13 protein-coding genes are annotated in these 14,543 nt (G+C 72.9%); 5 read left to right on the forward strand and 8 right to left on the reverse strand.

Features of this window, described 5'->3' with window-relative positions:
• Positions 1-32: 32 nt before the first annotated feature.
• From mycP to OG490_RS07690, 3 genes are all read right to left on the reverse strand, one after another.
• Complete coding sequence (gene mycP, locus OG490_RS07680) at positions 33-1,307, reverse strand: type VII secretion-associated serine protease mycosin (RefSeq protein ID WP_330295529.1); 1,275 nt, start codon at positions 1,305-1,307, stop codon at positions 33-35.
• Entirely contained in the window at positions 1,304-2,077 is a 774-nt protein-coding gene (locus tag OG490_RS07685) for a hypothetical protein (RefSeq protein WP_330295530.1), read from the reverse strand. Before OG490_RS07685 ends, mycP begins: the two co-directional genes overlap by 4 nt.
• A gap of 97 nt (positions 2,078-2,174) precedes the next feature.
• Positions 2,175-2,597 carry a hypothetical protein gene (locus OG490_RS07690; protein WP_330295531.1) on the reverse strand — a complete coding sequence of 141 codons (423 nt, stop codon included), beginning with the start codon at positions 2,595-2,597 and terminating at the stop codon, positions 2,175-2,177.
• A gap of 220 nt (positions 2,598-2,817) precedes the next feature.
• Here OG490_RS07690 and OG490_RS07695 point away from each other — a divergent pair, with 220 nt between their 5' ends.
• Positions 2,818-4,020 (forward strand): amino acid deaminase/aldolase, encoded by a 1,203-nt coding sequence (locus OG490_RS07695; RefSeq protein ID WP_330295532.1) that lies wholly within the window; start codon positions 2,818-2,820, stop codon positions 4,018-4,020.
• 30 nt (positions 4,021-4,050) lie between these two features.
• Here the strand turns inward: OG490_RS07695 and OG490_RS07700 are convergent, their stop codons facing one another.
• The 4 genes from OG490_RS07700 to OG490_RS07715 all read right to left on the reverse strand — a co-directional run bounded on the left by OG490_RS07700 (position 4,051) and on the right by OG490_RS07715 (position 9,097).
• Complete coding sequence (locus OG490_RS07700; protein ID WP_330295533.1) at positions 4,051-5,349, reverse strand: haloacid dehalogenase-like hydrolase; 1,299 nt, start codon at positions 5,347-5,349, stop codon at positions 4,051-4,053.
• A 118-nt stretch (positions 5,350-5,467) separates the two neighbouring features.
• Entirely contained in the window at positions 5,468-6,271 is an 804-nt protein-coding gene (locus OG490_RS07705) for a 3-oxoacyl-ACP reductase (protein WP_330295534.1), read from the reverse strand.
• A gap of 5 nt (positions 6,272-6,276) precedes the next feature.
• Positions 6,277-7,656, reverse strand: coding sequence for an aldehyde dehydrogenase family protein (locus tag OG490_RS07710; protein ID WP_330295535.1), 1,380 nt, complete (start codon positions 7,654-7,656; stop codon positions 6,277-6,279).
• 61 nt (positions 7,657-7,717) lie between these two features.
• The gene (locus tag OG490_RS07715; protein ID WP_330295536.1) at positions 7,718-9,097 is read right to left on the reverse strand and encodes a glutamine synthetase family protein; all 1,380 of its coding nucleotides are present in this window, start codon (positions 9,095-9,097) and stop codon (positions 7,718-7,720) included.
• A gap of 77 nt (positions 9,098-9,174) precedes the next feature.
• Between OG490_RS07715 and OG490_RS07720 the strand changes: the two genes are divergently transcribed.
• From OG490_RS07720 to OG490_RS07730, 3 genes are all read left to right on the forward strand, one after another.
• Complete coding sequence (locus tag OG490_RS07720; protein WP_330295537.1) at positions 9,175-9,921, forward strand: FadR/GntR family transcriptional regulator; 747 nt, start codon at positions 9,175-9,177, stop codon at positions 9,919-9,921.
• A 118-nt stretch (positions 9,922-10,039) separates the two neighbouring features.
• On the forward strand, positions 10,040-11,539 hold the full coding sequence (eat, locus tag OG490_RS07725) for an ethanolamine permease (protein ID WP_330295538.1): 1,500 nt from the start codon (positions 10,040-10,042) through the stop codon (positions 11,537-11,539).
• Between the two features lie 38 nt (positions 11,540-11,577).
• On the forward strand, positions 11,578-12,324 hold the full coding sequence (locus tag OG490_RS07730) for a gamma-glutamyl-gamma-aminobutyrate hydrolase family protein (protein WP_330295539.1): 747 nt from the start codon (positions 11,578-11,580) through the stop codon (positions 12,322-12,324).
• 90 nt (positions 12,325-12,414) lie between these two features.
• Here the strand turns inward: OG490_RS07730 and OG490_RS07735 are convergent, their stop codons facing one another.
• Positions 12,415-13,347 carry a LysR family transcriptional regulator gene (locus tag OG490_RS07735; RefSeq protein ID WP_330295540.1) on the reverse strand — a complete coding sequence of 311 codons (933 nt, stop codon included), beginning with the start codon at positions 13,345-13,347 and terminating at the stop codon, positions 12,415-12,417.
• Positions 13,348-13,417: 70 nt separating this feature from the next.
• Here OG490_RS07735 and OG490_RS07740 point away from each other — a divergent pair, with 70 nt between their 5' ends.
• Positions 13,418-14,542 carry a TDT family transporter gene (locus tag OG490_RS07740; RefSeq protein ID WP_330295541.1) on the forward strand — a complete coding sequence of 375 codons (1,125 nt, stop codon included), beginning with the start codon at positions 13,418-13,420 and terminating at the stop codon, positions 14,540-14,542.
• The last annotated feature ends 1 nt before the right edge of the window (position 14,543 follow it).

The following is a 14,543-nucleotide window of genomic DNA, read 5'->3' on the forward strand; positions in this document are numbered from 1 at the left end:
GTCTTTGATCGCCATGTTTTTGATCGCCACAGTTACCCGACCCTATCCCCCCGCGCGGCCCGGGGCCGCCGGGCCAGTACCCCGGCCGCCACGAGCAGTGCCAGCCCCGCGGCGGCTCCCGCCGGAGCGCCCAGGCGGGCACCGCGCTCGGGGCTGCGCACCGGGTCGGGGCCGGAGCCGAAGTAGGGCTGCCCGGTCGGGACGGGCAGCGGGACCGGCGGCTCGGCGGGGAGCGACTCGGCGGCCTGGAGGGCGGCGACCGGGTCCACCAGGCCGAAGCCGCGGGAGTCGTCGCGGCCGCCGGCCGGGGAGCCGGAGGCGGTGCTCTCCAGCAGCTTCTTGATCTGCGCCGGGGACAGTCCGGGGTGGGCGGCCTTGACCAGGGCGACCGCACCGGAGACGAAGGCGGAGGCGGCGCTGGTGCCCCAGCCCTCGTAGTAGGAGCGGTCGGGGTCGGCGATGACCACGTCGACTCCGGGGGCGCTGACGGTGGCGTACCAGCTGCGGGTGGAGAAGGGGGCCTTCTTGCCGCCCCGGTCGACGGCCGTGACGGCGATGACCCCGGGGTAGGCGGCCGGGTAGGAGGCGTGGTCGCCCTGTTCGCCGCCGTTGCCGGCGGAGGCGACGACGACGACCCCCTTGGCGAGGGCGTACTGGACGGCCTCGTCCTCGCCCGCCTCGTGGTGGGCGGAGCTGCTGTCGTCGCCGAGGGACAGGTTGATCACGTCGGCGCCGTGGTCCGCGGCCCAGCGGATGCCCTCGGCGAGGGCGCCGCCCTTGCTGTCGCGGGCCTTGGCCCGGCCGGGGTCGCCCTCCTCCAGGATCACGCGGACCGGGAGGATCTTCGCCTGGGGGGCGATGCCGAAGACGCCCTGCCGGCGGTTGGGGCCGTGGCCGTGTCCGGCGATGATCCCGGCCATGGCGGTGCCGTGCCGGGCCCAGGCGCGGTCCCCCGGGCCGGCGCCCATGCCGACGAGGTCGGTGCCGTCGAGGACCTGGCCGGCCAGGTCGGGGTGGGTGGCGTCGACCCCGGTGTCGAGGACGGCGACGGTGACCCCCTGGCCACGGGTGGTGCCCCAGGCCTCCTCGGCGCGCAGGGCGCTGAGGCCCCACTGGCGGTCGCGGATGGCGTCGGCGGCGGCCGGGGGCACGGCGACGGCGACGAGGAGGGCTCCGAGGGCGATCCCCGCGGCGGCAGCGCGCCGCCGTACCGGACCGGCTCCGGAGCGGCTGGTGGGACCGACTGTCGGACCGGCTGTCGGACCGGCTCCCGAGCCCTGCACCGGCCGGGCCCCCGAGCCGCTCATCGGGCCGGCTCCGGGGCGGGAGGCGCGGCGAGGGCCCGTACGGCGCGCGCCAGTTGATCGGTGACGGCCTTGGCCTCGTAACCGAGGCCCGCCTGGGCCACGGCTCCGGTGGCGTCCTTGGCCATCGTGTCCTCGGCGGGGCGGGGGGCGTCCAGGATACGGCCGTCGGTGAACGCGGAGACTCCGTAGACGACGACGGGGGCCTCGGGCAGCACGGAGGCCGTCCAGGCGGCGCGCCGGTCGTCGGGGAATCCGTAGCCGGGCGGGGCCGTGAGCCGGCCGCGCAGGGAGTTCATGGCGGCGGCGTCGCCGGGGGTGAAGACCATGCCGGCGGTGACGAGCGAACTGCGGGTGGCGTCGGTGTAGGTGGCCCGGAGCACCCGGGTGCAGCCGGCTCCGGCGAGCAGGGCCCGCCAGTCGGCGCCGAGGGCGGCGGGACAGTCGGCGTCCGGGGCGAGGGCGATACGGGTCCACGTGCGGTCGGCGCCGCCGGGCCCGGCGTCCTGTGCCCTGAGGACGGGCGGGAAGAGGGCGTCGACGGGGGTCTCGTGCCAGAGGGAGGCGGCCTTGAGGTAGGCGGCGCCGGCGGCCAGGGGCCGGTTCTTCGCGCGGTGTTCGGTGACGGCCGTGCAGCCGGCGGCTCCCGTGAGACCGAGGCCCAGGAGGCCGCACACCACGGCGGCGAACACCCTTGCGGGCCTGTGCCTGGGCGGGGCAGGGGGCCGGTCTGGCGCGGTCAGGACCTCGCCGTGCGGTGTGGACGTGCTCATCCGGCGGCTCCGCCCCCCGTTCCGTACGGCTGCCTGCCGACAACCTTACGCGCCCGCCCGCGCGGACCCGCCTGCGCGGGCCCGCGGGGCCGGGGGTCTACTGGGCGATCTGATTGCCCCTCAGTGCCGGTACGAACTGGTCGAGCTCGTTGCGCCAGTACCGGTTGATGTTCAGGCGGGTCGGCTTCTCGTCGCCCGGGAAGAGGAAGCGCAGGGAGGACCACAGGGTGTTGCGGTTCACGTCGGTGACCTTGTCACGGGCCTCGGCGAGCGGGATGACGTGCACGAGCTCCTTGGGGCGGTTGCTGACCCGGGAGGCGCGGTGGACGACGACGACCTGCTCGGTCAGGGTGACGAAGTAGTACTTCACGAAGAGCTGGCCGATCAGGCCGAGCTCGTTCATCAGCCAGGGGCTCGGGCCGGTGATGGTGTGGAAGGTGACCACCGGGCGGTCGGTCGGCTCGATCTCGCGGATGGCCTGTGCGACCTGTTCCTGCATGGTGGACTTGCGGATCGCCATCTGGCGCTTCCCCCTGAATAGTGACTCCCCGCCGGAGATCGGCCGGGGACGGGCGAGAGTAGTCACATTCGAACGGACGTCTCAACGGCCAAAACGGGCATCCACTGGTCGAGACCAAATTTTGACCCGCCCTTCACCCGGGTCCCTGACCTGGCCGGGAGCCCGGGATCCCGGCTCACCCCCCTACCCACGGGTACACCCATCTGGCAGGCTGCCGCCCATGAACTCCCCCGCCGCCGACCGGGCCCGATACGACCGGGCCACCGCGCACCTCGACGCCCCGCTCGCCCTCGTGGACCTGGAGGCGTTCGACGCGAACGCCGACGACCTGGTGCGCCGGGCCGGCGGGAAGCCGATCCGGGTGGCCAGCAAGTCCGTACGGTGCCGCGTGCTGCTCGAACGGGTCCTGGCCCGGCCCGGGTTCGCCGGGATCATGTCCTACACCCTCGGCGAATCGATCTGGCTGGCCCGCTCCGGTTTCGAGGACGTGCTGCTGGCCTACCCGTCGGCCGACCGGGCCGGATTCGCCGAGCTCGCCGCCGATCCGAAGCTGGCCGGCGCGGTGACCGTGATGATCGACGACCCCGCCCAGCTGGAGCTCATCGACCGGGCCCGCGACGGCGGCACGCAGGAGATCCGGGTCTGCCTGGAGCTGGACACCGCCCTGCAGCTGTTCGGCGGCAAGGTGCGCGTCGGCGCCCGCCGCTCCCCGCTGCGCGAGCCGGCCCAGCTGGCCGCGCTGGCCCGCGCGGTGGTCTCCCGGCCCGGCTTCCGGGTCGTCGGACTGATGGGCTACGAGGGCCACGTGGCCGGGGTCGGCGACGCGCTCGCCGGGCGTCCGGTGCGCTCGCGCGTCATCCGCCTGATGCAGGGCGCCGCCCGCAAGGAGCTGGCCGCCCGCCGGGCCGAGGCCGTACGGGCCGTGCGCGCGGTGGTCCCGGACCTGGAGTTCGTCAACGGGGGCGGCACCGGCAGCGTGCAGCAGACCGCGGCCGAGGACGCGGTCACGGAGATCGCCGCCGGTTCGGGGCTCTACGTACCGCGATTGTTCGACAACTACACCTCTTTCAGCGGCCGGCCCGCGGCGCTGTTCGCCCAGCCGGTGGTCCGTCGGCCCGGCGTCGGGGTGGTGACGGTGCTCGGCGGCGGGTATCCGGCCTCCGGGGCGCCGGGGGCGGACCGGCTGCCGGTTCCGTACCTCCCCCAGGGCCTGCGCTACGACCCCCAGGAGGGGGCGGGCGAGGTGCAGACCCCGCTGCTCGGCAGCCCGGCCGACGATCTGCTGATCGGCGACCGGGTCTGGTTCCGGCACGCGAAGGCCGGCGAACTGTGCGAGCGCTTCGACGAGTTGCACCTCGTCGAGGGCGACCGGGTGACGGCCACCGCACCGACCTACCGGGGCGAGGGCCGCACCTTCCTGTGACCGGGCCGGCCGGCAAGCGCCGGCAGGCTCCTAGAAGACGGTGTCCGTCTGGTCCGGGATGACGCTCGTGTCACCCCGGAGCACGGGCCCCGGGGTGCCGTCGCGGCCGGTGAAGCCGGTGGTGGCGCACGGGTACGCGGCCGCCTTCTGCTTCTTGGGCTGGATGAACATCGGGTTCACGATCCACTTGCCGTCGCTGTTGTCGTAGGCGCGGCACATCAGCTCGTTCTTGTTGCGGTTGACGACGAGCCGCAGCGCGGTCGCGTCCCGCAGGAACGTCACGTCGGTGTCGGAGTCGCCCGCGGCGAACACCTGGCGGCGGGCGGCGGGCTGGACCTTCTCGGCCGCGGCGCCGCGGACCCCGAAGACCTGCTTGTTGATCCAGCAGCGCTTGCCGTCCACGTAGGTGATCATCGTGTCCTCGCCGTCCTTGACGGACCCGCAGCCCTGGAGGTGGGAGGTGAACTTCCCACCGTCCGTGGTGGTGTTGCGGATGCCGATGACGTGCGAGGGGTCCACGCCGACGCCCTTGGCCCACACCTCGACGACCGGCTGCGGCGAGGCCGAGCTGATCCAGACGTCGAAGCCGGCCTTCTGCAGCCCGTTGATGAGGTCCTTCTGCTGGTCGTAGTAGCGCACCCAGCCGGTGGCGGTGGCGGAGCCGACCTGCTGCTTGGCATCGACCGGCGCGGCCAGGTTCTCGCTCTGCGCGGCGGCGGCGAAGCCGCGGATCTCGCGGGCGGTCCAGCCCTGCATGAGCTGCGGCAGCCAGGCGTAGGCGGGCTCGATGGTCCGGTGGTCCCAGCCGGCGAAGGCGGGCGCGGCCGCGCGGGTCGCGGCGGTGCCGTAGACGGCGTTCAGCTCGTCGGCGCAGCCGACGCCCTCGGGGGTGCCGGTGGGCAGCGGGGCTCCGGGCTTCGCGAGGGTTCCGCAGGCCTCGGCCAGGGCCTTGGCGGCGGCCGGGGTCAGGTAGCGGCTGGTGGTGGTCCAGTCGCCCTCGGCGGGCTGGCGGATCTTGCCGTTGCGCAGCAGCCAGTACATGGTCGCGTCGCCGACGTCGTTCTTGACGACGGTGTTGTCCCAGTCGAAGACGGCGACGGGCTTGTTGCGGCCGGGCCGGTGCGGGCCGCACTTGCCGTAGGTGTCGATGAGCTGCTGGAGCCGGGCCTGGTTGTCCCCGTACCAGCCCGCCTTGAGCTGCGGGGTGGTGCACTGGGCGCCGGGGCGGGCCGCCTGGGCGGCGGGTGCGGCGGCCACGAGGGCGCCGGCGGCTATCGCGACGGCGGCGCCGACGGCCTGGAGCCGTCGTACGGTGTCGGGTCGGGTCACTGAGGTGGACACTCCTGATTCCTACGAAGATCATCTCGGACGCTAAACACGACAGCCGGGCGTCGTGCGACGCCCGGCTGTCGGGGGGATGGCTTCCGGGTGAACGCCCGGGGGGTGGCTAGAGCGGCGTGACGTACGCGCCGGAGATGCCGCCGTCGACCAGGAAGTCGCTGGCGTTGATGAAGGAGGAGTCGTCGCTGGCCAGGAAGGCGACGGCTGCGGCGATCTCGGTGGGCTCGGCGAACCGGCCCAGCGGGATGTGCACCAGGCGGCGGGCGGCCCGCTCCGGGTCCTTGGCGAACAGCTCCTGCAGGAGCGGGGTGTTGACGGGCCCCGGGCAGAGCGCGTTGACGCGGATGCCTTCGCGGGCGAACTGCACGCCGAGCTCGCGGGACATGGCGAGCACGCCGCCCTTGGAGGCGGTGTACGAGATCTGCGAGGTGGCGGCGCCCATCCGGGCGACGAAGGAGGCGGTGTTGATGATGGAGCCGCGGCCCTGGCGCTGCATGTAGGGCAGGGCCGCCTTGCAGCACAGGTAGACGGAGGTGAGGTTGACGTCCTGGACGCGCTTCCAGGCCTCCAGCCCGGTGGTGAGGATCGAGTCGTCGTCCGGGGGCGAGATGCCGGCGTTGTTGAAGGCGATGTCGACCGAGCCGTAGGTGTCGAAGGCCGTCTTGAACAGGGCCTCGACCTCCTCCGGGCTGGTGACGTCCACCTTCACGAAGGTGCCGCCGACCTCTTCGGCCGCGGCCTTGCCGGCGGTCTCGTCGATGTCGCCGCAGACGACGTTGGCTCCCTCGGAGGCCAGTCGGCGGGCGGTGGCGAGGCCGATGCCGCTGCCGGCCCCGGTGATGACGGCGGTGCGGCCGACCAGGCGGCGGCAGACGATCTCTTCGGTCTCGTCGGTGTGCTGGGTGGTCATGATGGTCAGGCCTCCGTGCTGATGAAGACGTTTTTGGTCTCGGTGAATGCGGTGAGGGCGTCGGGTCCGAGCTCGCGGCCGAGCCCGGACTGCTTGTAGCCCCCGAAGGGGGTCCAGTAGCGGACGCTGCTGTGGGAGTTGACCGACAGGTTGCCCGCGGCGACGGCGCGCGAGACGCGCAGCGCGCGGCCGATGTCGCGGGTCCACAGGGATCCGGAGAGGCCGTATTCGGTGGCGTTGGCCAGGCGTACGGCGTCCTCCTCGTCCTCGAAGGGCAGGACGACGGCCACGGGGCCGAAGACCTCCTCGGCGGCGACCGGCGCGTCGGGGCCGACTCCGGTGACCAGGGTCGGCGGGAACCAGAAGCCGGGCCCTTCGGGGGCGGAGCCGCGGATCACCGTGAGGTCGTCGGTGACGTAGGACCGTACGCGGTCCAGCTGCACCCGCGAGATCAGCGGCCCCATCTGGGTCTTCTCGTCGGACGGGTCCCCGACGACCACGTTCTCGATCCCGGGGGCCACCAGCTCCATGAACCGGTCGTAGGCGGAGCGCTGTACGAGGATCCGGGTGCGGGCGCAGCAGTCCTGCCCGGTGTTGTCGAGGAAGGACATCGGGGCGGCGGCCGCGGCGGCCTCCAGGTCCGCGTCGGCGAAGACGATGTTGGGGCTCTTGCCGCCGAGTTCGAGGGTGACGCGCTTCACCCGGTCGGCGCACTTGGCCATGATCCGCTTGCCGACGGCGGTGGACCCCGTGAAGACGATCTTCGCCACGCCCGGGTGCTCGACGAGGGCGTCGCCCGCGACGGCGCCCAGGCCGGGCAGCACCTGGAAGAGGTGCTCGGGGAGTCCGGCCTCCAGGGCGAGCTCGGCGAGGCGCAGCGCGGTGAGCGGGGTGGTCTCGGCGGGCTTGACGATGACCGCGTTGCCCGCGGCCAGGGCCGGGGCGGCGCCCCAGGCGGCGATCGGCATCGGGAAGTTCCACGGGGCGATCACGCCGATGACGCCGAGGGGTTCGAGGAAGGTGACGTCGATGCCGCCGGCGACGGGGATCTGCCGGCCGGAGAGCCGCTCGACTCCCCCGGCGGCGAATTCGAGGAGGTCACGGACGTTGCCGGCTTCCCAGCGGGCGTTGCCGATGGTGTGGCCCGCCTCGCGGACCTCCAGCCGGGCCAGTTCCTCGATGTTCGCGTCGACGACGGCGGCGAAGCGGCGCAGCAGCCTGGCCCGGTCGGCGGGTGCCGCCGCCGCCCAGATCCGCTGGGCCGCGCAGGCCCGTACGACGGCGGCATCGACGTCGTCCCGTGTGGCGGCCGGGACGACGGCGACGATTTCCTCGGTGGCCGGATTCAAGACGGTCAGATTGAAGGGGGCCGGCGCGTCGGACACGCGGTGTCCTTTCAGACGTTCGGGTGCGGTGGGTGCGGTGGTGCGGTGCCGCCTGGCGGTCCTACAGGCGTTCGAAGGAGCGGCGCAGCTCCCAGTCGGTCACCGCGGAGTCGTACGCGTCCAGTTCGACGCGGGCCATGTTCCGGTAGTGGGCGACGACTTCGGGACCGAAGGCGGCCTTGGCGATCTCGCTGTTCTCCCAGAGCTCGGCGGCCTCGCGCAAGGTGGTGGGGACGTGTGCGAAGTCGGCGGTGTAGGCGTTGCCGGCGCAGGGCTCGGGCAGTTCCAGGCGGTTCTCGATGCCGTAGATCCCGGCCGCGACCAGGCCCGCGACGGCGAGGTGCGGGTTGACGTCGCCGCCGGGGAGGCGGTTCTCGAAGCGCATGGAACGGCCGTGGCCGACGACGCGCAGCGCGCAGGTGCGGTTGTCCACGCCCCAGGCGACGGCGGTCGGCGCGAAGGATCCCGGCCGGAAACGCTTGTACGAGTTGATGTTGGGGGCGTAGAGAAGGGAGAAGTCGCGCAGCGCGGCGAGCTGGCCGGCCAGGAAGTGCCGCATCACGGGTGACATACCGTCGTGAGCGTCCGCGTCGGAGCCCTCACCGGCCATCGCGCTGCGTCCGTCGGCATCGTTGAGCGAGAGGTGGATGTGACAGGAGTTGCCCTCGCGCTCGTCGAACTTGGCCATGAAGGTGAGCGAGACGCCCTCCTGGGAGGCGATCTCCTTGGCCCCCGTCTTGTAGACGGCGTGCTGGTCGCAGGTCTTCAGCGCCTCGTCGTAGCGGAAGACGATCTCGTGCTGGCCCAGGTTGCACTCGCCCTTGGCCGACTCGACGACCAGGCCGGCGGCCTGCATCTCGTTGCGGATGCGGCGCAGCAGGGGTTCGACGCGGCCGGTCCCGAGGACGGAGTAGTCGATGTTGTACTGGTTGACGGGGGTCAGGCCGCGGTAGTTGGCGTCCCAGGCCTGCTCGTAGGTGTCCTGGAAGACCATGAACTCCAGTTCCGTGCCCACCATGGCGGTGTAGCCGTGATCGGCGAGCCGCTCCAGCTGGCGGCGCAGGATCTGGCGGGGCGCGGCGACCACGGGCGAGCCGTCGTTCCAGGCGAGGTCGGCCAGGATGAAGGCGCTGCCCGGGTTCCAGGGGATCCGGCGCAGGGTGGCGAGGTCGGGGTGCATGGCGAAGTCGCCGTAGCCCCGGTCCCAGGAGGACATCTCGTAGCCGTCGACGGTGTTCATGTCCGTGTCGACGGCGAGCAGGTAGTTGCAGCCCTCGGTGCCGTGCGCGAGGACCTCGTCGAGGAAGAACTGTGCGGCGAACCGCTTGCCCTGGAGCCGCCCTTGCATGTCGGGGAAGGCCAGGACCACTGTGTCGATCTCACCGCTGGCGACGAGAGCACGGAGCTCTTCGGGCGACAGCGGCGGCTTGCGGTCTACCACGGGAATCTCTCCTTCGGTGAGCCGAGAGGGCCTAAGGTATTGAATAGAACCATTGCTTGGGAAGGGGAGGAGCTCAGATGACCGATACGGCCAGCGAAGGCGACGCGATCGCGCGGCTCAATCCCGTACTGCGACAGGTACGGGCGGGCAACGGTTTCGAGGAGGCGCTGGAGCAGATCCTCCAGGTGGTCCGGCTCGGACTGGTACCGGGCGGGGAACGGCTTCCGCCCGAGCGCGAGTTGGCCGAGCGGATGGGGATCAGCCGGGTCACGCTCCGCGAGGTGCTGAAGGTACTCCAGGACCAGGGCCTGGTGGAGGCCCGGCGCGGGCGCTATGGCGGAACGTTTGTCCTGCACCGCCCCGACACCCCGGCCGGGGGCGCCGAGGAGGAGCTGCGGCGGCGGGTCGCCGGCGTGGACATCGAGGACGTGCTGCGCTTCCGCGAGGTCCTGGAGGTCGGCGCGGCCGGGCTGTGCGCCTCCCAGGGACTGTCGGAGAAGGACGCCGACCGGCTGCTCTCCGCACTGACCGCCACCCACGACGCTCCGCTGCCCGACTACCGCCGCCAGGACACGCTCTTCCACCTCACCCTGTGCGAACTGGCCGGATCCGCCACCCTGACGGCCCAGTACGCGGCCGTCCGGGCGACCGTGAACGACCTGCTCGACTGCATCCCGCTGCTGGTGCGCAACCTGGAGCACTCCCAGCAGCAGCACAGCGTGCTGGTGGAGGCGGTGCTGGAGCGGGACGCGGACGCGGCGCGCGAGGTGATGCGCGAGCACTGCTGCGGCACGGCGGCGCTGCTGCGGGGGTTCCTGACCTGATCCGGACCGAGGGGCTCGAGAGGCTTTCGTAACCCCCGTTTAACGCAGGGGTCTTGCGCCCGCCACTCCCGAACGGCAAAGGTACGCCCCACAACCATTGCCCTAGGCAGGAGCGCACATGGCCGACGACACCGGCGCACGGCTGGCAGCCGTGCCCGAACCCACCACCTCCCTCGAGAAGGCCGCCCCCGGAAGCGGCAGCGACGGCAACGGCGACGGCTACCTGGAACGCCGCACCCTGCGCCGCGGCAGCGCCGGCTGGCTGCTGCTGACCGGTCTCGGCGTCGCGTACGTCGTCTCCGGCGACTTCTCCGGCTGGAACCTGGGCCTCGCCCAGGGCGGTTTCGGTGGCCTCGCCATCGCCACCGTCGTGATGGGCGTGATGTACGCGTGCCTGGTCTACTCCCTCGCCGAACTGTCGGCCATCCTGCCCACCGCCGGCGGCGGTTACGGCTTCGCCCGTCGGGCGCTCGGCACCTGGGGCGGATTCCTCACCGGCACCGCGATCCTCATCGAGTACGTGCTCGCCCCGGCCGCCATCGCCATCTTCATCGGCGACTACGTCGAATCCCTCCACCTCTTCGGCCTCACCTCGGGCTGGCCGGTCTACCTCGCCTGCTTCGTCGTCTTCATCGGCATCCACCTGTGGGGCGTCGGCGAGGCCCTGAGCTTCTCGCTCGTCGTCACCGCCATAGCCGTGATCGCGCTGATCGTCTTCGCCCTCGGCGCCTTCACCCAGTTCGACCCGGCCAACCTCGACAACATCGCCGTCGACACCACCGCCACCGGCGCGAGCTCCTGGCTGCCGCTGGGCTTCCTCGGCATCTGGGCCGCGTTCCCCTTCGGCATGTGGTTCTTCCTCGGCGTCGAGGGCGTGCCGCTGGCCGCCGAAGAGGCCAAGGACCCGGTCCGCTCCGTACCGCGCGCCCTGTCGATCTCCATGGGCGTCCTGGTCCTGCTCGCCCTGGTCACCTTCCTCGCCTCGACCGGGGCGCGCGGCGCGGACGCCGTCAAGGACGCGGGCAACCCGCTGGTCGTCGCCCTGGAGGGCGACCCCGGCCTCTCCTGGCTGAAGACCTTCGTCAACTACGCGGGCCTGGCCGGGCTCGTGGCCTCCTTCTTCTCCCTCATCTACGCCGGTTCCCGCCAGCTGTTCGCCCTCTCCCGGGCCGGGTACCTCCCCCGCTTCCTGTCCCTGACCTCCAAGCGCAAGGCCCCGTACCTGGGCCTGCTCATCCCCGGAGCCATCGGCTTCGCCCTGGCCGCCGCCACCGGCAACGGCCCGCGCATGCTGAACATGGCGGTCTTCGGCGCGACCATCTCCTACGCCCTGATGGCCCTCTCCCACATCGTGCTGCGGCGCCGCGAGCCCGGCCTGGAGCGCCCGTACCGCACACCGGGCGGCATCGCGACCTCCTCGGTGGCCTTCGTCCTCGCCATCTCGGCCCTGGTCGCCACCTTCCTGGTGGACAAGGACGCCGCATTCATCGCGCTGGCCGTGTACGCCGTCGCCCTCGCCTACTTCGCGTTCTACAGTCGGCACCACCTGGTGGCCTCAGCGCCGGAGGAGGAGTTCGCGGCGCTGGCGGAAGCCGAGGCCGAGCTGTCCCGCGACTGATCCCCGTCCCCTTCCTTTTCCTGCCGGAGGTAACAACCGTGCCCAGGCCGCTCATCGGCATCACCACCTACATCGAGGCCTCCACCCGCTACGGGGTGTGGGACGTCCCCACGGCCCTCGTCCCCACCGGGTACTACGAGCTCGTCCAGGCCTCCGGCGGCACGGCCGTGCTGCTCCCGCCGGACGATCCGCAGGCGGCGCCGGAGGTGCTGAACCGACTGGACGGCCTGGTCGTCGCGGGCGGCCCCGACGTGGACCCGGTCCGCTACGGGGCCGCGCGCGATCCCCGTACCGGCCCGGCGGCCACCCAGCGCGACGACTGGGAACTGGCCCTGATCACGGCGGCGCTCTCCGCCCACATGCCCCTGCTCGGGATCTGCCGGGGCATGCAGGCACTGAACGTGGCCCTGGGCGGGACGCTGATCCAGCACATCGACGGGCACGTCGCGGGGGCGGGGATCGTCTCCTGGCACCCGGTCCGCCCGGTCCCGGGCACCCGGTACGCGGCCCTGGTCCCGGAGGAGTCGGAGGTCCCGACCTACCACCACCAGGCCGTGGACCGCCTGGGCACCGGCCTGGTCGCCTCGTCCCACGCGGTGGACGGCACGATCGAATCCATCGAACTCACCGACCCCTCCCACTGGGCCCTGGGCGTCCAATGGCACCCGGAACGCGACAAGGACACCCGCGTGATGTCCGCCCTGATCGCGGCTGCTTCCACCTGGGCCCTCAGCGAATCCAGCCCCGCCCGGGGGCCCCTCCCAGCGGTAGCTGGGGGAGTTTGAGGCGCGGGGTCCGGGGCGGAGCCCCGGGGAACGGTGGAAGGGCGGGTAGGGGACGAGCCCCGCAGGGCATCCCCGTCCGGCCCCGCCGGGTCAGCGGGCCCGGGTCAGCGACAGCAGGTCGCGCGCCGGGCCCGCCGGGCGGGAGCCCGTGGGCCAGACCGCGCGCAGTGCGCGGTCCAGCGGGGCGCCGAGGACCGGGACGGACACCAGGCGGCGGGCCGCCAGCTCGGCGCCGACCGCCAGCTCCGACAGCACGCACGGCCCGGCTCCGCTCTCCGCCGCCGCCTTCACCGCCGTGGTGGAGGCCAGTTCGAGCAGCGGCTCCGCCAGCCCCCCGCTCCCGGCCAGTGCCGCGTCCAGGACCTGCCGGGTTCCCGACCCCCGCTCGCGCAGGATCAGCGGGGTCGCCGCCAGCTCCGCCGCCTCCACCCCCTTCGAACGCCGCGCCCACGGGTGCCCCGGAGCCACCGCCACCACGAGGCGGTCCTGCGCGATCACCACCGCGTCGAGCCCCTCCGGGACGCTGAGCCCCTCGACGAAGCCCAGGTCCGCCTCGTGCGCCAGCACCCGCTCGGCGACGACCGCCGAGTTCCCCGCGTGCAGGGACACCGCCGTGCCGGGGCGCTGCCCGCGCAGGGCGATGAGCCAGCCGGGCAGCAGGTACTCGGCGATGGTCATGCTGGCCGCCACCCGCAGCCGGGAGTCGCGGCGGCCCCGTAGCGCCTCGGCGCCCGCGTCGAAGGCTTCGGCCGCCTCCACCACGCGCCGCGCCCAGTCCGTGACCAGCGCGCCTTCCGCCGTCAGCGTCGATCCCCGCGGGGAGCGGTCCACGAGCGCCACTCCGAGCCGGGTCTCCATCGCCCGGATCCGGCTGCTGGCGGCGGGCTGGGTGATCCCCAGCCGCCGGGCGGCCCCGCTCAGGCTGCCGACCCGGGCCACGGCCAGCAGCAGTTCCATGGCGCCCAGGTCCGGGACCCGGTGCGCCAGCGGTATGCGTGCCTCGGCCCACTGCTCATTACCCATAACCGCAGTTTATGCCCTCATAGGAACATCACCTCTGCCGCCCGCCCCCGCCCGGCGGCAGGCTGGATCCATGGCCACCACCCTCGTACGTCCCCGTCCCGCCACCCCTGGGATCGCCCGGCCCCACAAGGCCCCCGCACTGCGCCACCTCGGCCCCAACTGGTACGCCTCCGTCATGGGCACGGCGATCATCGCCAACGCCGGGGCGACACTCCCCTACCAGCTCCCCGGCCAGCGCGTGCTCTGCCAGATCTTCTGGGTGCTGGCCGCCACCGCCCTCGCCGTACTGCTGACCGCCCGCGCCGGGCACTGGCTCCACCACCGCGACCAGGCCCGCACCCACCTCCTGGACCCCGCGGTGGCCCCCTTCTACGGCTGCCTCTCGATGGCCCTGCTGGCCGTCGGCGGCGGCACCCTCATCGTCGGCAAGGACCTCATCGGGGTCCCCGCCGCCGTCGCCGTCGACACCGTCCTGTTCACCGCCGGCACCGTGATCGGCCTGCTGGCCGCCGCCGGCATCCCCTACCTGATGGTGGTCCGCCACAAGGTCGAAGCCCACCAGGCCACCCCCGTCTGGCTGCTCCCCGTGGTCGCCCCCATGGTCTCCGCCGCGCTGGGCCCCCTGCTGATCCCCCACCTGGCCGCCGGGCAGGCCCGCGAGGCCATGCTGCTCGCCTGCTACGCCATGTTCGGGATCAGCCTGCTCGCCACCCTGCTGATGCTCCCCCTGGTGTTCGGCCGGCTGATCGTGAGCGGCCCCCTCCCCCTGGCGCTCACCCCCACCCTGTTCCTGGTCCTGGGCCCCCTCGGCCAGTCCACCACCGCAGTGAACTCCCTCGCCGACATGGCCCCCCAGTCGATATCCGCCCCCTACTCCGGGGCCTTCGGGGCCTTCGCCGTGGTCTACGGGGTCCCCGTGATGGGATTCGCCCTGCTGTGGCTGGCGCTGGCCGCCGCGATGCTGGTGCGGGCCGCCCGGGGCGGCATGGGGTTCGCCATGACCTGGTGGGCGCTGACCTTCCCCGTCGGCACCTGCGTCACCGGCGCCGCCGGGCTCGCCCGCCACACCGGCCTCGCCGCCTTCGACTGGCTGGCCGCCGCCCTGTTCCTGGCCCTGGTCACCGCCTGGCTGGCGGCCGCCGCGAACACCCTGCGCGGCCTGTACACCGGCCGGCTGCTGGCCGCGCCCCGCTAGT

Source organism: Streptomyces sp. NBC_00503 (assembly GCF_036346895.1).
Taxonomy (GTDB): Bacteria; Actinomycetota; Actinomycetes; order Streptomycetales; family Streptomycetaceae; genus Streptomyces.

What these genes read in the sequence shown, in the direction of transcription:
- mycP (WP_330295529.1), bottom strand. Translation starts at nt 1,307, where the DNA reads ATGAGCGGCTCGGGGGCCCGGCCGGTGCAGGGCTCGGGAGCCGGTCCG.
- OG490_RS07685 (WP_330295530.1), bottom strand. Translation starts at nt 2,077, where the DNA reads ATGAGCACGTCCACACCGCACGGCGAGGTCCTGACCGCGCCAGACCGG.
- OG490_RS07690 (WP_330295531.1), bottom strand. Translation starts at nt 2,597, where the DNA reads ATGGCGATCCGCAAGTCCACCATGCAGGAACAGGTCGCACAGGCCATC.
- OG490_RS07695 (WP_330295532.1), top strand. Translation starts at nt 2,818, where the DNA reads ATGAACTCCCCCGCCGCCGACCGGGCCCGATACGACCGGGCCACCGCG.
- OG490_RS07705 (WP_330295534.1), bottom strand. Translation starts at nt 6,271, where the DNA reads ATGACCACCCAGCACACCGACGAGACCGAAGAGATCGTCTGCCGCCGC.
- OG490_RS07720 (WP_330295537.1), top strand. Translation starts at nt 9,175, where the DNA reads ATGACCGATACGGCCAGCGAAGGCGACGCGATCGCGCGGCTCAATCCC.
- eat (WP_330295538.1), top strand. Translation starts at nt 10,040, where the DNA reads ATGGCCGACGACACCGGCGCACGGCTGGCAGCCGTGCCCGAACCCACC.
- OG490_RS07735 (WP_330295540.1), bottom strand. Translation starts at nt 13,347, where the DNA reads ATGGGTAATGAGCAGTGGGCCGAGGCACGCATACCGCTGGCGCACCGG.
- OG490_RS07740 (WP_330295541.1), top strand. Translation starts at nt 13,418, where the DNA reads ATGGCCACCACCCTCGTACGTCCCCGTCCCGCCACCCCTGGGATCGCC.